The 19,235-nt window shown below is 61.5% G+C and carries 14 protein-coding genes; 3 read left to right on the top strand and 11 right to left on the bottom strand.

The window, feature by feature from the left end; translation table 11 throughout:
- Positions 1 to 13 precede the first annotated feature (13 nt).
- The 7 genes from M5B98_RS00910 to M5B98_RS00880 all read right to left on the bottom strand — a co-directional run bounded on the left by M5B98_RS00910 (position 14) and on the right by M5B98_RS00880 (position 12,531).
- Positions 14 to 2,095 (bottom strand): putative bifunctional diguanylate cyclase/phosphodiesterase, encoded by a 2,082-nt coding sequence (locus tag M5B98_RS00910; protein ID WP_085708226.1) that lies wholly within the window; start codon positions 2,093 to 2,095, stop codon positions 14 to 16.
- Between the two features lie 205 nt (positions 2,096 to 2,300).
- Positions 2,301 to 3,770, bottom strand: a complete 1,470-nt coding sequence (locus tag M5B98_RS00905; protein ID WP_085708227.1) for an efflux transporter outer membrane subunit — start codon at positions 3,768 to 3,770, stop codon at positions 2,301 to 2,303.
- Positions 3,767 to 6,874 (bottom strand): efflux RND transporter permease subunit, encoded by a 3,108-nt coding sequence (locus tag M5B98_RS00900; protein ID WP_248741454.1) that lies wholly within the window; start codon positions 6,872 to 6,874, stop codon positions 3,767 to 3,769. Before M5B98_RS00900 ends, M5B98_RS00905 begins: the two co-directional genes overlap by 4 nt.
- Positions 6,871 to 9,975 (bottom strand): MdtB/MuxB family multidrug efflux RND transporter permease subunit, encoded by a 3,105-nt coding sequence (locus tag M5B98_RS00895; protein ID WP_248741453.1) that lies wholly within the window; start codon positions 9,973 to 9,975, stop codon positions 6,871 to 6,873. The genes M5B98_RS00900 and M5B98_RS00895 overlap by 4 nt, the downstream gene beginning before the upstream one ends.
- The gene (locus M5B98_RS00890) at positions 9,972 to 11,279 is read right to left on the bottom strand and encodes an MdtA/MuxA family multidrug efflux RND transporter periplasmic adaptor subunit (RefSeq protein WP_248741452.1); all 1,308 of its coding nucleotides are present in this window, start codon (positions 11,277 to 11,279) and stop codon (positions 9,972 to 9,974) included. The genes M5B98_RS00895 and M5B98_RS00890 overlap by 4 nt, the downstream gene beginning before the upstream one ends.
- Positions 11,280 to 11,454: 175 nt before the next feature.
- Positions 11,455 to 11,955 (bottom strand): thiol peroxidase, encoded by a 501-nt coding sequence (tpx, locus tag M5B98_RS00885; protein WP_102621372.1) that lies wholly within the window; start codon positions 11,953 to 11,955, stop codon positions 11,455 to 11,457.
- A 132-nt stretch (positions 11,956 to 12,087) separates the two neighbouring features.
- The gene (locus M5B98_RS00880) at positions 12,088 to 12,531 is read right to left on the bottom strand and encodes a polyketide cyclase (protein WP_248741451.1); all 444 of its coding nucleotides are present in this window, start codon (positions 12,529 to 12,531) and stop codon (positions 12,088 to 12,090) included.
- A gap of 131 nt (positions 12,532 to 12,662) precedes the next feature.
- Between M5B98_RS00880 and M5B98_RS00875 the strand changes: the two genes are divergently transcribed.
- Positions 12,663 to 13,088, top strand: a complete 426-nt coding sequence (locus M5B98_RS00875) for a YciI family protein (RefSeq protein WP_085708233.1) — start codon at positions 12,663 to 12,665, stop codon at positions 13,086 to 13,088.
- A 60-nt stretch (positions 13,089 to 13,148) separates the two neighbouring features.
- On the opposite strand, the gene M5B98_RS00870 is transcribed toward M5B98_RS00875, so the two are convergent.
- The 4 genes from M5B98_RS00870 to M5B98_RS00855 all read right to left on the bottom strand — a co-directional run bounded on the left by M5B98_RS00870 (position 13,149) and on the right by M5B98_RS00855 (position 17,214).
- Positions 13,149 to 13,820 carry a DUF3313 domain-containing protein gene (locus M5B98_RS00870; protein ID WP_248739542.1) on the bottom strand — a complete coding sequence of 224 codons (672 nt, stop codon included), beginning with the start codon at positions 13,818 to 13,820 and terminating at the stop codon, positions 13,149 to 13,151.
- A 140-nt stretch (positions 13,821 to 13,960) separates the two neighbouring features.
- A complete protein-coding gene (locus M5B98_RS00865; protein ID WP_085708235.1) occupies positions 13,961 to 14,935 on the bottom strand; it encodes a hypothetical protein in 975 nt (324 codons plus the stop codon).
- 129 nt (positions 14,936 to 15,064) lie between these two features.
- Positions 15,065 to 15,544: a DUF934 domain-containing protein gene (locus tag M5B98_RS00860; protein ID WP_248741450.1), complete on the bottom strand. Its 480-nt coding sequence runs from the start codon at positions 15,542 to 15,544 to the stop codon at positions 15,065 to 15,067.
- Positions 15,541 to 17,214 (bottom strand): nitrite/sulfite reductase, encoded by a 1,674-nt coding sequence (locus M5B98_RS00855; protein ID WP_248741449.1) that lies wholly within the window; start codon positions 17,212 to 17,214, stop codon positions 15,541 to 15,543. The genes M5B98_RS00860 and M5B98_RS00855 overlap by 4 nt, the downstream gene beginning before the upstream one ends.
- A 326-nt stretch (positions 17,215 to 17,540) precedes the next feature.
- Here M5B98_RS00855 and ccoN point away from each other — a divergent pair, with 326 nt between their 5' ends.
- A complete protein-coding gene (gene ccoN / locus M5B98_RS00850; RefSeq protein ID WP_248741448.1) occupies positions 17,541 to 18,968 on the top strand; it encodes a cytochrome-c oxidase, cbb3-type subunit I in 1,428 nt (475 codons plus the stop codon).
- 15 nt (positions 18,969 to 18,983) lie between these two features.
- On the top strand, positions 18,984 to 19,205 hold the full coding sequence (locus M5B98_RS00845; protein WP_248741447.1) for a cbb3-type cytochrome c oxidase subunit 3: 222 nt from the start codon (positions 18,984 to 18,986) through the stop codon (positions 19,203 to 19,205).
- The last annotated feature ends 30 nt before the right edge of the window (positions 19,206 to 19,235 follow it).

The raw sequence follows: 19,235 nt of genomic DNA, 5'->3' as shown, positions 1-19,235 counted from the left end.
CTGCGTCAGCCGTTCAGCTCGCCGCCAATTGTTTGCCGCGCTCGATATCCTGCAGGAAGCGATCGGCCGGCATCGGATGGCCAAGCAGGTAACCTTGCAGCGAATCACAGCCCAGTTGCGTCAGGAAGTCCTGCTGCACGCCGGTCTCCACACCTTCGGCGACAATGCGCAGGCCCAGTGCCTGACCCAGCGCGACAATCGCCGAGACAATGGCCGCGTCATCGCTGTCGTGTTCCAGGTCACGGACGAAACCGCGATCGATCTTCAGCTCGTTGGCCGGCAGACGCTTGAGGTACATCAGGCTCGAATAACCAGTGCCAAAGTCGTCGATGGACAGGTCGACGCCCATGTCGGACAGTTCCTGCAGCACTGTCATGCTTGCATCGGCGTCGCTCATGGCGGTGGTTTCGGTGATTTCCAGGGTCAGGCTGTTGGCCGGCAAGTGGTGCGTGGCCAGGGCCTTGGCCACGCTACGCACCAGTCCGGTGTGACAGAACTGCAAGGCCGAGAGGTTCACCGCGATGCGCCAGTCGGTATAACCCAGCACATACCATTCGCGCATCTGCCGGCAGGCTTCGTTGAGTACCCATTCGCCGATCGGAATGATCAGCCCGGTTTTCTCCGCCAGGTCGATGAACTTGTCCGGCATCAGCATGCCGTGGAGCGGGTGCTCCCAGCGCAGCAACGCTTCGGCACCGACCGGGTGACCATCGGCGGCATGGAACTTGGGCTGGTAATGCAGGCTGAACTGATTGTGTTCGAGCGCCGCGCGCAGGTCCTGCAACAGTTGCAGTTGCTTGCGGGCGTTGCTGTTCATCGAGGCGTCGAAGAAGCTGTAGCCGTTCTTGCCGCCGCCCTTGGCGTGGTACATCGCCGCGTCAGCGTTCATCAGCAGTTCCTGGGCGTTCTGGCCGTTGCCCGGATACACCGCAATGCCGACGCTGGCAGAGATCTGCAGCTCATGCTCGGCGACCCGGAACGACTGCGCAATCAAGCCGACCTGACGCGCCGCCAGACCCAGCGCATCGTCGGGCTCGCTCAAACGCACCAGCAGCACGAATTCATCGCCGCCAATCCGCGCCAGCGTGTCGAGGCTGCGCAGATCTTCGCGCAGACGCACCGCCACTTCACGCAGCAACTGGTCGCCCATGTGGTGACCGAACGCATCGTTGACCGGTTTGAAGCCGTCCAGATCGATGAACATCAACGCAAAACAGCCACCCTGTTCGTTGACCTTTTTCATCGCCTGATTGATCCGGTCGTCCAGCAACATGCGGTTCGGCAGGCCGGTCAGGGTGTCGTGCAGGGCCAGTTGGGTGAGTTCGCGGTTGGCCACGGTCAACGAGTGGGCCAGATCGGCGGTGCGCGCTTCGAGGCGGGCATCGAGAATCGAAGTCAGCAGCGCAATGGTCAGCACCGCCAGCGTGGTGATCAACACCAGGTTGTCCAGGCCATTGCCGTTCAGACCGCTGAGCGCCGCGCCGCAGAAACTGCCGTCGGGAAAACGCGCCGCCGCCATGCCGGTGTAGTGCATGCCGACAATCGCGATCCCCATGACGATGGCAGCGCCGGCACGGAACAGACGCACATAAGGCGATTGCTGACGCAGGCGGAAGGCAATCCACAATGCCGCCGCCGAAGCGCCAACCGCGATCAACAGTGAAGCGCCAAACAGGGTCGGGTCGTAATCGATGCCCGGCTGCATGCGCATGGCGGCCATGCCGGTGTAATGCATGGCGCTGATGCCGGCGCCCATGATCAAGGCACCGAAGGCCAGTTGCCAGGCCGGCAGTTTCGGCTGGCTGACCAGCCACAAGGCAAAGCCGCAGGACAGCACCGCGATCAACAGCGACAGCGCGGTGATCGGAATGTCATAGCCCAGGCTGATCGGCAGTTTGAAGGCCAGCATGCCGATGAAGTGCATCGACCAGACGCCAACCCCCATGGCAAAGGCGCCGCCGGCCGTCCATAAATGCACGGCGCGCCCCTTGGCGGTGGCGATGCGCCCGGTGAGGTCGAGCGCGGTGTAAGACGCGAGGATCGCCACACACAGCGAAATGAAGACCAGCGTGAAGGAATAACTACCGATGAGCATGGGAATTCTCGTGACCACCCCGCCGTACTGCTTCCGTTCTCGGCGGGGCCAAATGCGCCGATTGTACTGATTGCACAGAAGAACGCACTGACAAAGTAATCAAATGGCCATCAAGCCGATGAAACGCTTGTTTGATCGTTCGACAAGGCTCTAAACCGGCAGTCACGGCACTGATCATTCCCACGCTTTGCGTGGGAATTCAGCGTCAGGGATTCTGGCTGGTTTCCAGTTGCCCGTCCCAGCCACCGCCCAGCGCCGCGATCAACTGCACGCTGGCGATCAGTCGACTTTGCAGGATGTTGAGCACCGTCCGCTCGTTGCTCAACGCCGTGGCTTGCACCACCACTACGTCGATGTAGGCAATCAGCCCGGCCTTGTACTGATTCTGGGTCAGACGCAGAGAATCCCGCGCCGCATCCAGCGCTTCCTGGCGTACCGCCGCCTCGTCCTCGTACACCTTCAACTGCACCAGGTAGTTTTCCACCTCGCGGAAGCCGTCGAGTACGGTCTGCCGGTATTTGGCCACGGTCTCGTCGTACTTCGCTTCGGTGCGATCGACTTCCGCCGAGCGACGGCCACCGTCGAACAGCGGCAGGCTCATTTTCGGCCCCACCGACCAGAAACGGTTCGGCAGGCTGATCAGATCCCGCGAAGTACTGCTGCTGTAGCCGCCGCTCATGCTCAGACTGAAGTCCGGGTAATACGCCGCTTTCGCTACACCGATATTGGCGTTGGCCGCGATAACGGAACGCTCCGCCGAGGCGATGTCCGGGCGCCGTTCCAGCAGTTGCGATGGCAGGCTCAGCGGAATCTGCGGCAGCTTCGGGATGTCCTGGGTTTCAGCAATCTTGAACTGTGCCGGCGGCTGGCCGGTGAGCACCGCGATGGCGTTTTCGAACTGTGCCCGCTGCCAGATCAGGTCCACCAGATCGCCCTGGGTGGATTTGAGCTGCGTCTGTGCCTGCGCCACCGCATCACGGCCGGAGATTCCGGCGTTGTACTGGTTCTGGGTCATTTTCAGCGAACGCTCGTAGGCCTCCACCGTCGACTCGAGCAAACGCTTCTGCTGATCGATCACGCGCAGTTGCAGGTAGTTCTGCACCAGCTCCGACTGCTGGCTCAGACGCATCGCTGCCAGATCGGCGAAGCTGGCCTGGGCGCTGGCTTCATTGGCTTCCAGACCACGACGCAACTTGCCCCAGACATCGGCCTCCCAGCTCACGCCCAACTGGGCGTTGTAGGTGTCCCGAATACCGCTGGAAGAACTGCTCAGGCTCGAACTGCTGCTGCCGGTGCCCTGGCTGGAGCGGGTCTTGCCCAGGCTCAGGTCGAGCGTCGGGTAAAACGCTCCACGGGCATCGCGCACCAAAGCCTGAGCCTGACGGTACTGCGCCTCGGACTGGGCGACGGTCTGGTTGGAACTGTTGAGTTTCTCGATCAACTCGTTGAGCTGACGGTCGCCGTACAGTTCCCACCAGGCGCCACGGGCCAGAGAGTCCGCTGGGCTGGCCTGACGCCAACCCTCGGCCTCCTTGTATTGGGCGACTTCGGCGGTCTGCGGGCGCTGGTAGTCCGGGCCGACGGCGCACGCACTGAGCATCGCCACACACAGCGACAGGCTCAGCAGACGCGAGCCGCGAACACTGGCCAGTTGGATAAGCGAACGGTCATTCATAGCGGAGTTTCCAGTGCGGCATCGGTACGTACGCCACGCCATTTGTTGAAGCGATGGCGGGCCTTGTCGAGATAGAGGTAAACCACAGGTGTGGTGTAAAGGGTCAGGATCTGGCTGAAAATCAGGCCGCCGATGATGGTCAGGCCCAGCGGCTGGCGCATTTCCGCGCCTTCGGCCCGGCTGAGCAGCAATGGCAAGGCGCCGAGGATCGCTGCCAGCGTGGTCATCAGGATCGGCCGCAGACGTTGCAGACAGGCGCTGCGAATCGACTCCAGCGGCGCCATGCCCTGATGACGCTCCAGTTGCAGCGCAAGGTCGATCATCAGGATCGCGTTCTTCTTCACCACACCGATCAACAGGAACAGCCCGAGCAGCGAGATCAGGCTGAATTCGCCGCCCAGCACATAGATCGACAGCAACGCGCCGACCCCGGCCGACGGCAGTGTCGAGAGAATCGTCAGCGGGTGAATGTAGCTTTCATACAGCACGCCCAACACCAGATACACCGCCAGCAGCGCGCCAAGGATCATGAACGGCTGGCTCTTCTGGGTGGCCGCGAAGGCGTCGGCGGTGCCGGCCATTTTCGCGATCACGTCTTCCGGCAGGCCGACCTTGGCAATCGCCCGCTCGATGGCGGCACTGCCCTTCTCTACCGTCACGCCCTCGGCCATGTCGAAGGAAATGCTTTCGGAAGCGAACTGGCCCTCATGACTGACCCGGTCGTCTTCCAGGCTGCTTTCGTAGTGAGCGATGGTCGACAGCGGAATCCGCGCACCATCGGCCGTGATCACCTGCACCTGATTGAGGGTGACTGGATCCTGGGCGTATTTCGGATTGACCTCCATCACCACCTGATACTGGTTGAGGCTGTCGTAGATCGTCGAAATCTGCCGCTGGCTGTAGGCGTTGTTCAGCACGGCGGTGACCATGTTCATGTCCACGCCCAGGCGCTTGGCCTGATCACGATCGACGATCAGTGTCACTTGCTGCGCACCGCGTCCTTCACGGGCGTCGATGGCGGTCAGTTCCGGCAAGGCACGCAAGGCGGTGACCACTTTCGGGTACCACTCGCGCAAGGCGCCCAGATCACCGCTCTGCAGAATGTAGGTGTACTGCGAAGTGGTCTGCTCACGGCCACCACCGAATTGCAGGTCCTGGTCGGCCATCAGCATCAATTGCGCGCCGGGCACCTTGGGCATTTCCTTGCGCAGGCGCTCGATGACTTTCTGCGCCGAGAGGTTGCGGTCCTTGATCGGCTTCAGGCGCACCAGCATGAAGGCGTTGTTGGTGCCGTTGTTGCCACCGATGAACCCGGCAACGCTCTCGACCGCCTCGTCCTTGAGCACGGCGCGGCGGAAAGTCTCCATTTTCGGCTGCATCACGCTGAACGACAGACCGTCGTCACCGCGCACGAAACCGATCAACTGGCCGGTATCCTGTTGCGGCAGGAACGTCTTCGGCACCACCACATACAGCGCGACGTTCACGCCGACCGTAATGATCAGGCTCAACAGCGTCAGGCGCCGATGACGCAATACCCAGTCGAGACTGGTGGCGTACTTGCCGACCATCCAGTCGTTGGTACGACGGCTCCAGCGCTGCAGACGGTTTTCCTGGCCCGGCGTGTGCGGCTTCAGCCAGCGGGCGCAGAGCATTGGCGTCAGGGTCAGCGAAACCACCAGCGAAACCACGATAGCGGCGGCCAGGGTGATGGAGAACTCACGGAACAGGCTCTCGATGATCCCGCCCATGAACAGGATCGACAGGAACACCGCCACCAGCGACACGTTCATCGACAGCAGGGTGAACCCGACTTCCTTGGCCCCCAGATACGCGGCCTTCATCGGTTTGACGCCTTCGTCGATGTGCCGGGAAATGTTCTCCAGCACCACGATGGCGTCGTCCACCACCAGCCCGGTGGCCAGAATCAGCGCCATCAGCGACAGGTTGTTCAGCGAGAATCCGTACAGGTACATCACCGCAAAGGTACCGACCAGCGACACCGGCACCGCCAGGGTCGGGATCAGCGACGCACGGAAATTGCCGAGGAACAGGAACACCACCAGGATCACCAGCGCCACGGCGATCAGCAGAGTCATTTCCGCTTCATGCAAAGTGGCCTTGATCACCGGCGAGCGATCCATCGCCAGGTTCAGCTTCACACTGGCCGGCAGCACCGCCTGCAATGCCGGCAACTGCGCCTTGATCTCGTTGACCGTCTCGATGATGTTGGCGCCGGCCTGCCGGTTGATTACCAGCAGTACCGCCGCGTCGTCATTGAAGAAACCGCTGTTGTAGCGGTCTTCCACGCCGTCGGTGACCTTGGCCACGTCCTTCAGACGCAGGGCTGCACCGCCGTTGTAATGGATGATCAGCGATTCGTAGTCCTTGGCTTTCTCCAGCTGGTCATTCGCCTGGATCTGCCACAGGCGCTGGTCATCCTCGACCGAGCCCTTCGGCCGGCGCACGTTGGCGCCGGCAATGGTCTTGCGCACATCGTCCAGCGCCACGCCGTACTGGTTCAGCGCCTGGGGTTCGAGTTCGATGCGCACCGCCGGCAGGGAGCTGCCGCCGATCTGCACTTCGCCGACGCCCTGCACCTGGGACAGGCTCTGGGACAGAATGGTCGAGGCCAAATCGTAGAGCTGGCCTTTTTCCAGCACATCCGAGGTCAGCGACAGCACCATGATCGGCGCCTGCGACGGGTTGACCTTCTTGTAGGTCGGCATGCTGCGCATCCCGCTCGGCAACAGGTTGCGCGAAGCGTTGATCGCTGCCTGCACTTCCCGCGCCGCGCCGTTGATGTCGCGGTCGAGGTCGAATTGCAGAATGACCCGGGTCGAACCCTGGCTGGAGCGGCTGCTCATGGTGTTGACGCCGGCGATGGCGCCGAACGAGCGCTCCAGCGGCGTGGCCACGGTGGACGCCATGACTTCCGGGCTCGCGCCGGGCAGACTCGCCTGGACCACGATCACCGGGAAGTCCATTTGCGGCAGCGGCGACACCGGCAGCAGACCGAAGCTCACGCCGCCCAGCAGCATGATCGCCAGGCTCAGGAGCATGGTCGCCACCGGGCGCTTGATGAAAGGACCGGACAGGTTCATGGCTGCTCTACCGGCTCCACGGCCGAAGGCGCACGGCCCCAGCGCCGACCGAGGCGGTCGAAATACAGGTAGATCACCGGCGTGGTGAACAGCGTCAGGATCTGGCTCAGCAGCAAGCCGCCGACCATCACCAGACCCAGCGGCTGACGCAACTCAGCACCGGAACCGGTCGCCAGCATCAGCGGCACCGCGCCGAACAGCGCCGCCAGCGTGGTCATAAGGATCGGGCGGAAGCGCAACAGCGCCGCCTGATAGATCGCCTGCTCCGGCGCCATGCCCTGGTTACGCTCGGCGTCGAGGGCGAAGTCGATCATCATGATCGCGTTCTTCTTGACGATACCGATCAGCAGGATGATGCCGATGATCGCGATCATGCCCAGGTCATTGCCGCTGAGCAGCAAGGCCAGCAAGGCGCCGACCGCCGCCGACGGCAAGGTCGAAAGAATCGTGATCGGATGGATGTAGCTCTCGTAGAGCACGCCGAGCACGATGTACATGGTCACCACCGCAGCCAGGATCAGCAGCAAGGTGCTCGACAGCGAAGCCTGGAAGGCTTCGGCCGCACCCTGGAACTGGGTCTGCACGCCGATCGGCATGCCGATGTCCTTCTGCACCTGCTCGATGATGTCCACCGCATGCCCCAGCGCCACGCCGTGGGCCAGGTTGAAGGACATCATCACCGCCGGGAACTGGCCGATGTGGGTGATCGCCAGTTGCGCCTGACGCTCTTCGACATGGGCCAGGCTCGACAACCTTACCTGACCGCCATCGGTGGTCTTGACGTGAATCTGATCCAGCGCCTGCGGCCCGATCTTCTCCCCGGCCTGAGCCTGCAGCACCACGCGGTACTGGCTGGCCTGGGTGTAAATGGTCGAGATCTGCCGCTGACCAAAGGCGTCGTACAGTGCGTCGGTGATGTTCGCCACCGACACGCCGAGGCGTGAAGCCGCGTCACGGTCGATCACCAGGAACACCTGCAGGCCCTTGTCCTGCAAATCACTGGCAACGTCGGTCAGCTCGGGGCGCTGGGCCAATGCCTCGACCAGACGTCCGCTCCACAGGCTGAGCAGTTCGGCGTCCGGCGAAGACATGCTGAACTGGTACTGGGTGCGGCTGACACGGTCTTCGATGGTCAGGTCCTGCACCGGCTGCATGAACAGACGGATGCCCACCAGTTTGTCCAGTTGCGGTTGCAGGCGGCTGATTACCTCGGCGGCGGTCAGATCACGCTGACCGTGAGGCTTGAGGTTGATCAGCAGGCGACCGCTGTTGAGCGTGGCGTTGTCGCCGTCGACGCCGATATAGGACGACAGGCTTTCCACCGCCGGGTCTTCGAGAATCACCTTGGCCAGCGCCTGCTGACGCTCGCCCATGGCGGCAAAGGAAATCGACTGCGGCGCTTCGGAAATGCCCTGGATCACCCCGGTGTCCTGCACCGGGAAGAAGCCCTTGGGCACCACCATATAAAGGAATACGGTCAGCGCCAGGGTGCCGATGGCCACCAGCAGGGTCAGCGGCTGATGCTTGAGCACCCACTGCAACTTGCGTCCGTAGGCGGCGATCATCCAGTCAATGAACGCGCCACTGGCCCGGTAGAAACGGCCCTGTTCATGTTCCTCGGGCTCACGCTTGAGCAGACGCGCGCACATCATCGGCGTCAGGGTCAGCGAGACCACCAGGGAAATCAGGATCGCCACTGCCAGGGTGATGGCGAATTCGCGGAACAGCCGCCCTACCACGTCAGCCATGAACAGCAGCGGAATCAGTACCGCGATCAGCGACAAGGTCAGGGAAATCAGGGTGAAGCCGATCTGCTTCGCGCCCTTGAGCGCAGCCAGCATCGGGCTGTCGCCTTCTTCGATGAAGCGGGCAATGTTCTCCAGCATCACGATCGCATCGTCGACCACGAAACCGGTGGCGATGGTCAGGGCCATCAATGTCAGGTTGTTGACCGAGAACCCGGCCAGGTACATCACGCCGAACGTACCGATCAGCGACAGCGGAACCGCTACTGACGGAATGATGGTGGCGCTGGCGCGACGCAGGAACAGGAACGTCACCATCACCACCAGCGCGATGGCGATCAGCAGTTCGTGCTGCACGTCAGTGACCGAGGCGCGGATGGTCTGGGTGCGGTCGGTCAATACAGTGACTTCAAGGCCGGCCGGCAGGTTGTCGGTGATGCTCGGCAGCAGTGCCTTGATCCGGTCGACCACCTCGATCACGTTGGCGCCCGGCTGACGCTGGATGTTCAGCAATACCGCCTGATTCTGGTTGGCCCACGCCGCCAGACGCTCGTTCTCGGCGCCATCGACGATCTGCGCGACATCCTTGAGTCGCAGCGGCGCGCCGTTCTTGTAGGCCAGGATGAGGTTGGCGTAGTCCTTGGGCGAAGTCAGCTGGTCGTTGGCATCGAGCATCGACACCCGGGTCGGGCCGTCGAAGTTACCCTTGGGCTGGTTGACATTGGACGCGCCGATCAGTGTGCGCACGTCCGACAGGTTCAGGCCGTTGGCCGCCAGCGCTTCCGGGTTGACCTTGATCCGCACCGCCTGACGCTGGCCGCCGGCGATACTGACCATGCCGACACCGCTGATCTGGGCGATCTTCTGCGCCATGCGCGTATCGACCAGATCGTTGAGCTTGGGCAACAGCATGGTTTTGGAGGTGATGGCCAGGGTCAGCACCGGGGTGTCCGCCGGGTTGACCTTGTTGTACACCGGCGGCGCCGGCAAATCGGTCGGCAGCAGGTTGGTGGCGGCGTTGATCGCAGCCTGCACCTGCTGTTCGGCGACGTCCATGTTGATGTCGAGACTGAAACGCAGGGTCAACACCGAGGCGCCGCCGGAACTGGTCGAGGCCATTTGCGTCAGGCCCGGCATCTGCCCGAACTGGCGCTCAAGCGGCGCGGTGACGGCGCTGGTCATCACGTCCGGACTGGCGCCCGGGTACAAGGTCATGACCCGGATGGTCGGGTAATCCACCTGTGGCAAGGCCGAAACCGGCAGCAGGCGATAGGCGATCAGGCCGGCCAGCACGATGGCCAGCATGCTCAGCGTGGTGGCGACCGGGCGGAGGATGAACAGACGCGAAATGTTCATGCGCCCTTCTTGGCCTTGTCGGTAACGGCAGCATCAGGTGCGCTGGCGGCGGACTTGCCTTGCAGGTGTCCGGTCGGGGTGGTCGGTACATCCTGACTGTCGTTGACCACTTCCACTTCACTGCCTTCCTTCAAGCGGTCGGTGCCTTCCAGCACCACGCGGTCGCCGGCGGCCAGGCCTTCGGTGATCACGGTGCTCTGCCCGTCGCTGGCGCCGATCTTCAACTGGCGGATGGTGACTTTCTTGTCGCCGTCCAGCGCATAGACGAAGGTGCCGTTGGTGCCGAACTGGATGGCGGCCGACGGCGCCAGTACCACGCCCTTGAGGGTGTCGGCCAGCAAGTGGACGTTTACGAACTGGTTGGGGAACAGCGACTGATCGCGGTTTTCGTAGCGCGCCTTGAACTTCAGGGTGCCGGTGGTCACGTCGATCTGGTTGTCGAGGCTTTGCAGTACGCCCGTGGCCTGAATTTTCGTGTCGCCACGGTCCCAGGCTTCGGCCGGCAGTTTGGCGCCGCTGTGGTAGCGGGCCAGTACGGTTTCCAGGGTGTTTTCCGGCAATGTGAAGACCACGCTGATCGGCTGGGTCTGGGTGATGACCGCAAGGAACGTGGTGTCATTCGCGGCCACCAGGTTGCCGACGTCGAGCTGACGCAGACCGACGCGACCGGCAATCGGTGCGCGGATCTTGGTGAATTCGAGATTGAGCTTAGCGTCGTTGACCGCCGCCTGATTGGTCTTCACGGTGCCGAGAAACTGGCCGACCTGCGCTTCGGCGGTGTCCAGGGTCTGCTTGGCGATGCTGTCCTCTTTATACAGGCCACGATAGCGCTCGACGTCGACCTGAGCGTTTTTCAGCTGAGCCTGATTCTGCAGCAAGGTGCCTTCAGCCTGAAGCAAGGCGTTCTGGTACGGACGTGGGTCGATCTCTGCCAGCAGGTCACCGGCCTTGACCATCTGCCCTTCTTCGAAATAGATCTTCACCAGCTCGCCGCCGACCCGACTGCGCACGTTGATGGTATTGAGCGCGGTCACGGTGCCGAGCGCCTTGTAGTACAGCGGGAAGTCACCAGTCACCGCCGGCGCCACGCGCACCGGGATCGGGCCTGCCGCCCCGCCGAAGCCCGGACGCATCATCCCCGAACGACCGGTATGACCGGCCGCGGCTTTCTCGCCGCCCTCCTTGTGGGTCGATCCGGCAGGCCAGAATTTCCAGCACAGGCCGGCGATGACCAGCAGGACAAGCAGGCTCAGCAGCCAGCGACGGGAGTTTCGGGAAGACGATTGCATGGAGTGATTAACCATTGGGCGCGTGGGCTTCTTTTACGGGAGGCTGAACGATAAGCACTGGTGGGGGTAAAGCAAAGCAGCTTTACCGGCAATTTACCTTCAACTTACGTTTCAAGGTGTGAGCCAAAACACTGATACACAAATGAAAACGGCCTGGACAGGGCCAGGCCGTTAACAATTGTAAAAGCGCTTATTTCAGAACGGACAATGCCGCTTCGTAGTTAGGCTCTTCTGCAATTTCCTTGACCAGTTCGCTGTGCAGGACGTTGTCGTTTTCGTCCAGAACAACCACCGCACGGGCAGTCAGGCCTTTCAGCGGGCCGTCAGCGATGGCCACGCCGTAGTTCTGGATGAATTCGGCGCCACGCAGGGTCGACAGGTTCTGTACGTTTTCCAGGCCTTCGGCGCCGCAGAAGCGGGCCTGGGCGAATGGCAGGTCAGCCGAGATGCACAGCACCACGGTGTTGGCCAGTTCGTTGGCCTGAGCGTTGAACTTGCGCACGGAAGTGGCGCAGGTCGGGGTGTCGACGCTTGGGAAGATGTTCAGCACTTTGCGCTTGCCGGCGAAGTCTTTCAGGGTGACGTCGGACAGATTGCCGGCTACCAGGGAAAAGGCTGGCGCCTTGGAACCGGCTTGTGGCAGTTGGCCGTTGACTTGAACCGGGTTGCCTTTGAGAGTGACTTGAGCCATGAACGGAGTCCTTCTTAACGTTGTTGGGAAAGCATGCAAGAGGCGGAAGTTAACCACGAAATTGTCCGACGACCTATGCCTGAACTGAAATTGTCATGTGTAACCCCGCAGGATTGGATACAACCCTGAGCGCTAACCGAGCAATTGCAGCATGTTGCGATGCCGGGCCTCGAATATCCGCCGCATATAGCCGTTCACCAACAATGCTTCGCTGAACGCCCCGCCAATCGCCGAATACGTCACGCGGTCGGTGTACAGCGTACCGCCCTCGCCCGCTGCCACTCGATGTTCGTGACGAAAGGCCCGCAGCGGCCCCTTGAGCATTTCATCGACAAAATGCGTGTCGCCGACTTCGCGGATCGTCACCGTCCAGTTCGACGGGATCAGGTTGAACATCCAGTGCCGGAAACGGAATTGCCGCCCGGCTTCGATACGCAGGTTGTTCAGGTCGATATCACCCAACGGCGTCACGCGTTCGGGGAAGATCTTCGGGAAATTGACGCCCTCCAGACAGAAATCGAGCACTTCTTTCGGGGTGCGATCGGGGATCAGGGTGGTGAGTTCCAGGGTGGGCATGGCGGACACATTCCGTATGAAGGCGATGCTTGTTAAAACGCGGTTCTGCATCTTTTCTTTAACGAGCTGTCGATTCAAGCCCTGGCCGTTCGACAAAGCAGTGAATCCCCCATCTCTCAAGGAGAAACACCATGCGCTTCATGATCATTGTCAAAGCCAGCCAGGATTCCGAAGCCGGCGTGATGCCCAGTGAACAGTTGCTGACCGACATGGGCAACTACAACGAAGAACTGTCCAAGGCCGGCATCCTGGTGTCCGCCGACGGCCTGCACCCGAGCAGCAAAGGCGCCCGGGTACGTTTCAGCGGCGAAAAACGCAGCGTGATCGACGGTCCGTTCGCCGAAACCAAGGAGCTGATCGCCGGTTACTGGATCTGGGACGTTAAGTCGAAGGAGGAAGCCATCGAGTGGGTCAAGCGCTGCCCTAATCCCATGCCGGGCACCGAGGCCGAGATCGAGATTCGTCAGATATTCTGCCCCGAAGACTTTGGCGCCGAGTTCACCCCGGAACTGCGCGAGCAGGAAGAACGGATTCGCGAGCAGGCGAAAAAGCACTGACGGCCCCGCTCTCGTAAACCGGCCTCCACGACTCACGCCGTGGAGGCCATCAGGTTCACCTTATTTTGACTTCATTTTCAGATAGGACTGGTGCATGTCCGACGCCCAGCCATCGATCACGGCTTTCACGTCATCGGCCTTCATGACCTGAGAGTCGTTTTCCAGAGGTTTGCCGGTGCCCTTGCGCACGACCTGCGCCACCACCTTGTTGTTGCCGCCATCGAGGAACACCGCTTCGGTGGCCAGGGTGGTTTCCTGATCGCGACTGCCGCTGGCGGTCGTGACCGCTGCCGCCACCAGGGCAATCGGGATCACTTCATAGGCATGCAGGCCTTCGGTCTTGCTGCTGACGGCGGTGATGGCCGCGCGCACGACGATCACACCCGGGCCGGGCCCGCTGGCCAACGGCAGGGATTTGCCCACTTCACGCTTGAGCGCCTGATCATAGTAAGCCGTGATGCCGTTGAGGGTCTGTTGCGGGATTTTCACCGTTGGCTGAGGCTTGGGATAGAGCTGGGTCGGTTCGATGTAGACGCTGGTGAACTTGTTGATATCGAGTTTGGGATCGACCCAGCGCATCACCTCGGCACCGGACGGTGACTTGGCCTCCTTGAGTTGGCTGTAGTCCTTGAGGAAGCCTGAATACTCATCCGGAGCGACGGTCTTGCTGGAGCAACCCACCACGCCAAGCGTGGCAATGCACAGGGTGCTCATCATTAGGGCTAGCTTCATGCTGTAACTCCTGTCAGAAGGCCTGATTTATTGCATCGGGGAGTTACAGGTATAGCTAAAACCACAGGCTTTGCGCTTGCCGGACGGGAAATCAATCCCGCCCCGGCCTGAAGCACGGTGAACCCGATTTCAGATCAGATTCACCAGGTCGACGTCTCCCCGCTGCGCAACGCCATCTCCCGCCGACTGTGAAGCCGCATGGCCTTGATCAGCGACACCGTGCCCACCAGCAACAGCGCCGCACCAAACAGGAAGTCGATGTTGTACAGCTGGAAATCCTGCACCGGCCCCACCAGCACCGTACGCACTACGCCGATGCCCACCAGGGTGGCGAGGAAGTCGATCCCCGGCTCGTCGCGGTAGAACACCAGCAGCAACGGCAGGCACAACACCAGCAACATCAACAGCACCACAACCTTGAACGCGCCTTTGCGCTCGACGCTGAATGCGCACTCGTGGTGGCCGTAGGCTTTGTAGTCCTCGTCGCGGACCATCACGTTTTTCTCGTTGATGTAGTCGGCGCGGTTGTACTTCTGGATCGGCGTGAAGGTATTGGACATTTCCATCAGCGTGGTGATGTTCTTGAAGCGCAGGTCGACGCGCTCGTTGCCCTTGACGTAATAAAGGACGGGCTTGTAGCCATAACGATAGGTGTCGAAAGGAAACTCGGTGACACGACCCTGAACGCCGATCGGGCGCGATTCGAGCTGGGCGAAGGCGCTCTTGTCGGTCGAGGCGAGGTTGCGGCTCAGGGGCAGAACCTTCACTTGCTCAAGGAAGATCGGTGTGACGCCGTAGGACCACTGCAACGGTTCCAGGCGCAGACGCAGTTCGTTGCGGCCCAGGTCATAGCGGTTGAAGGTGCGCTCGGAAACCACCACCGCACCGCTGAGCATGAACTCGCCGCGCAGGTTGTTGGTGATGCGCAAGGTCAGTTGATCCTTGCCCAGCAGCGCCGCATCCGAGGACGGCGGCGTGCCGCACCACGCGGTGCTTTCGCCGACTCCGCCGAGCTGACCGCCACGGTTTTCGTTGAATACGTAGATGTAACCGGCCCACAGCGTCAGCATCAAAAGCAACGCGGTGAGGCCCAGAATCTTTTTGCCCGGACCCACTGATCAGACTCCCTTCTTCGTTCCGTCGTCCAGCCGAAAACCCGCTGGCGACGGGGACTCTACCAAAAGGCCAGCATCGACCCAAGGAAAAATCCCCGATTCATCAGGGTTCTAAGGGTTTCCCCTGCATCACCTGCGCCGAAACAAGGGCCGTGGCTCGATCACCGAACGCCCGTACAACACGCTCATCCCCGCCAGCCCCTTGAGCGCATCCTCGGCGGATTTGTCCTCGCGCACGGCGAAGCTGTCGAAACCGCACTGGCGCATGTGGCTCAGTTGATCGCGCAGCACATCGCCAATCGCCCGCAACTCGCCTTTCCAGCCGAAGCGGCTGCGCAGCAGATAGGCCTGGCTGTAGGCGCGGCCATCGCGGAAGCTCGGGAAGTCGAGGGCGATCAGTGGCAGCGAGGTCAACCATGGCAGCAGGCTTTCGACGCTATCGTCCGGGCCCAGCCAGACTGCGTGGGTCGAGGGCGATTCGAGCCAGTGGGACAGCGGAAGTATCAGCATTCCAGCGCCCTGTTCGGTTTCAGGTGAGCGGATCAGCGTCCACGGATCGTCGAGCACGATCCGCGCCCCGCCCTCCTCCATCCGCAGCAGATTATTCATGCCGACACCTCCAGCGCTTTCGGGTAGACCCGTTCCTTGAACGGCTCCAGGCCGATGCGCGCCACGGTATCGACGAACAGTTCTTCGGCCTCGCGATAGCGCACGAAGGTGCCGATGATCCGCTCGATCACCTGCGGCACTTCGGCGGCACTGAACGACGGGCCGATGACTTTGCCCAGTGCGCTGTTCTTGCCCTGTGCCCCGCCGAGGGTGATCTGGTACCACTCGCTGCCGTTTTTATCGACGCCGAGAATCCCGATGTTGCCGATGTGGTGATGACCGCAGGCGTTCATGCAGCCGGAGATGTTCAGGCTGATGTCGCCCAGATCATGCAGGTAATCGAGGTTGTCGAAACGCGCCTGAATCGCCTGGGCAATCGGGATCGACTTGGCGTTGGCCAGCGCACAGAAATCACCGCCGGGGCAGGCAATGATGTCGGTCAGCAGGCCGACGTTGGCGGCGCCCAGGCCTTGCTCTTTCGCCAGTTGCCACAGCGCATACAGCTCTGACTTGGGCACATCCGGCAGGACGATGTTCTGCTCGTGGGCGATGCGGATTTCGCCAAAACCGAAGCGCTCGGACCAGTCGGCCACGGCCAGCATCTGCAGACCGGTGACATCGCCCGGTGCGGCCGCAACGCCCGGTTTGGTCGACAGCACGACGCTGGTGTAGCCCGGCATTTTGTGCGGTTGCACGTTGCGCGCGACCCAGCGGGCGAACGCCGGGTTGTCGGCCAGGTGTGTGCCGAAATCCAGATCGGTGCCGGCCAGCGTGCGGTAGCTCGGCGGCACGAAGGCATTGGCAACCCGCAGGTATTCGTCCTCGGTCAGTTGCGCCGGGCCGTCCTTGAGGTGTTGCCATTCTTCTTCGACTTCCTTGGCGAACGCCTCAATGCCCAGCGCCTTGACCAGAATCTTGATCCGCGCCTTGTACTTGTTGTCGCGCCGGCCGTGGCGGTTGTAGACCCGCAATACCGCCTCGACATAGGACAGCAAGTGCTGCCACGGCAGGCCGTCGCGGATCTGCAAGCCAAGGATCGGCGTGCGCCCCAGACCGCCGCCGACGATCACTCGCAGGAGCATTTGCCCGTCACGACCGGGGTAAAGGTAGAGGCCGATGTCGTGCATCATGATCGCCGCGCGGTCTTGCTTCGCCGAGCAGATGGCGATCTTGAACTTGCGCGGCAGGAACAGGAATTCCGGGTTGATCGTCGACCATTGCCGCAGGATCTCCGCCAGCGGACGCGGGTCGATCAACTCGTCCGCCGCGACCCCGGCGAAGGCTTCGGTGGTGATGTTGCGCACGCAGTTGCCCGAGGTCTGGATCGCATGCATGTTGACCTGCGCCAGACGTTGGAGAATGTCCGGCACCTCGTGCAGTTCGATCCAGTTGAACTGCATGTTCTGCCGGGTGGTGAAGTGGCCGTAGCCACGGTCGTAGTCACTGGCGATGCTCGCCAAAGTGCGCATTTGTTCGGCACTCAGGGTGCCGTAGGGAATCGCCACCCGCAGCATGTAAGCGTGCTTTTGCATGTACAGGCCGTTCTGCAGGCGCAGCGGCAGGAACTCTTCTTCGCTCAACTCCCCGGCCATGAAGCGCTCGACCTGATCGCGAAACTGCGCAACGCGCTCGAACACCAGCGCCCGGTCGTAATCATCGTATTGATACATCGGCCTACTACCTCATCAGGGATTTCCTGTGGGAGTGGGGTTGGTCGGGATAGCGCCAGATCCGTCTGATCTGGCGCTATCCCGACCAACCCCACTCCCACAGTTTTGTAAAAGCACTATGACGTTGCAGCGCAGCCCGTTACAGATTCACCTGAACGCATAAAAACCGTATCAGGGCGCGGCAGATGGCCGCAGGCAGCGCTTCGATCTGATCCGCATAAATGAACAATTCCTGAGCCTGTTTTGTTTCTGGCGGGGTTTCTACAGTGCAGCTCGTGCCAGACCGGGTGGCCTGGCAAGACTTTGCAACCGTGGAAGAATTGACCATGAGCACAGCAACAATCGGACAGGCTTATAACTACAAGGTCGTCCGCCAATTCGTCATCGCGACTGTTTTCTGGGGTGTCGTGGGCATGGCGATGGGGGTATGGATCGCCTCGCAACTGGTATGGCCGGACATGAATCTGGACTTGCCGTGGACCACCTTCGGCCGCTTGCGACCGTTGCACACCAGCCTGGTGATTTTCGGCTTCGCCGGCAGCGCGCAATTCGCCGCCAGTTACTACGCGGTGCAGCGTACCTGCCAGGTGCGGCTGTACTCGGACAAACTCGCAGCCTTCACTTTCTGGGGCTGGCAATCGGTGATCGTGATCATGCTGGTCACCCTGCCGATGGGCTACACCACCACCAAGGAATACGCCGAGATCGAATTCTCCGGCGCGGTGTGGATGGCGGTGGTCTGGGTCGCGTATGCCGTGGTGTTCTTCACCACGGTGGTGCAGCGCAAGACCAAGCACATCTACGTCGGCAACTGGTTCTTCGGCGCGTTCATCCTGGTGATCGCCATGCTGCACGTGGTCAATCACCTGTCGATTCCAGTGGACTGGTTCAAATCCTATCCGGTGTATTCCGGCGCCACTGATGCCATGGTGCAGTGGTGGTACGGGCACAACGCAGTGGGGTTCTTCCTGACCACCGGGTTCCTCGGGATGATGTATTACTTCGTGCCGAAACAGGTCAATCGGCCGGTGTATTCGTACCGGTTGTCGATCGTGCATTTCTGGGCCCTGATCACCCTGTACATCTGGGCCGGCCCGCACCACTTGCACTACACCGCGCTGCCGGACTGGGCGCAGTCATTGGGCATGGCGATGTCGCTGATCCTGCTGGCGCCGAGCTGGGGCGGGATGATCAACGGGATGATGACGCTGTCCGGCGCCTGGCATCAGTTGCGCACCGACCCGATCCTGCGCTTCCTCGTCCTGTCGCTGGCGTTCTACGGTATGTCGACCTTCGAAGGCCCGATGATGGCGATCAAGACGGTGAACGCCCTCTCCCACTACACCGACTGGACCATCGGCCACGTACACGCCGGCGCCCTCGGCTGGGTAGCGATGATCACCTTCGGCGCGACCTATCACATGGTGCCCAAGGTTTTCGGCCGCGAGCGGATGCACAGCACGCCGCTGATCAACCTGCACTTCTGGCTGGCGACCATCGGCACCGTGTTGTACATCGCGTCGATGTGGGTCAACGGCATCACTCAGGGCCTGATGTGGCGGGCGATCAACGAGGACGGCACGCTGACCTATTCGTTTGTCGAAGCGTTGCAGGCCAGTCATCCGGGGTTCGTCGTGCGCTTTGCCGGCGGGGTGTTCTTCCTGACGGGCATGTTGCTGATGGCTTACAACGTGTGGCGCACGGTGCGGGTGGCGGACATTGCGATTGTCCACCGTGAAGCGCAGATCGCCTGATCAAGGGAGCCGGTCATGTTCGAGTTTTTTTTGAATGTGTTGGGCGTGCTGTTTTTGTGGCTGTCGGTGGAGTATTGCTTGCGCCATGAAACGGCTGAAAGCCTGGATGATGCGAGCCTGACGCCGTTTGCGGATGATCCGGAGGTGGCGCGGCGGGTTGAGCTGGCCACCGGCAAGACTGTGAAAGCGGTGGCGCCGGAGGTGGCGAAGCCGGGGTGGGTCAACCTCGAAATGTAGTTGCACCCGATGATCGATCCCACACTGGGT

Source organism: Pseudomonas sp. MWU12-3088 (genome assembly GCF_023242405.1).
Taxonomy (GTDB): Bacteria; Pseudomonadota; Gammaproteobacteria; order Pseudomonadales; family Pseudomonadaceae; genus Aquipseudomonas; species Aquipseudomonas kribbensis.
Note: the sequence above shows the minus strand (reverse complement) of the source record. Positions and strands in the feature narration are given on the sequence as shown.

Excerpts from the sequence above, each read along its gene's own strand:
- M5B98_RS00910 (WP_085708226.1), bottom strand. The coding sequence starts at position 2,095 with ATGCTCATCGGTAGTTATTCCTTCACGCTGGTCTTCATTTCGCTGTGT.
- M5B98_RS00905 (WP_085708227.1), bottom strand. The coding sequence starts at position 3,770 with ATGAATGACCGTTCGCTTATCCAACTGGCCAGTGTTCGCGGCTCGCGT.
- M5B98_RS00900 (WP_248741454.1), bottom strand. The coding sequence starts at position 6,874 with ATGAACCTGTCCGGTCCTTTCATCAAGCGCCCGGTGGCGACCATGCTC.
- M5B98_RS00895 (WP_248741453.1), bottom strand. The coding sequence starts at position 9,975 with ATGAACATTTCGCGTCTGTTCATCCTCCGCCCGGTCGCCACCACGCTG.
- M5B98_RS00890 (WP_248741452.1), bottom strand. The coding sequence starts at position 11,279 with ATGGTTAATCACTCCATGCAATCGTCTTCCCGAAACTCCCGTCGCTGG.
- tpx (WP_102621372.1), bottom strand. The coding sequence starts at position 11,955 with ATGGCTCAAGTCACTCTCAAAGGCAACCCGGTTCAAGTCAACGGCCAA.
- M5B98_RS00880 (WP_248741451.1), bottom strand. The coding sequence starts at position 12,531 with ATGCCCACCCTGGAACTCACCACCCTGATCCCCGATCGCACCCCGAAA.
- M5B98_RS00875 (WP_085708233.1), top strand. The coding sequence starts at position 12,663 with ATGCGCTTCATGATCATTGTCAAAGCCAGCCAGGATTCCGAAGCCGGC.
- M5B98_RS00870 (WP_248739542.1), bottom strand. The coding sequence starts at position 13,820 with ATGAAGCTAGCCCTAATGATGAGCACCCTGTGCATTGCCACGCTTGGC.
- M5B98_RS00860 (WP_248741450.1), bottom strand. The coding sequence starts at position 15,544 with ATGAATAATCTGCTGCGGATGGAGGAGGGCGGGGCGCGGATCGTGCTC.
- M5B98_RS00855 (WP_248741449.1), bottom strand. The coding sequence starts at position 17,214 with ATGTATCAATACGATGATTACGACCGGGCGCTGGTGTTCGAGCGCGTT.
- ccoN (WP_248741448.1), top strand. The coding sequence starts at position 17,541 with ATGAGCACAGCAACAATCGGACAGGCTTATAACTACAAGGTCGTCCGC.
- M5B98_RS00845 (WP_248741447.1), top strand. The coding sequence starts at position 18,984 with ATGTTCGAGTTTTTTTTGAATGTGTTGGGCGTGCTGTTTTTGTGGCTG.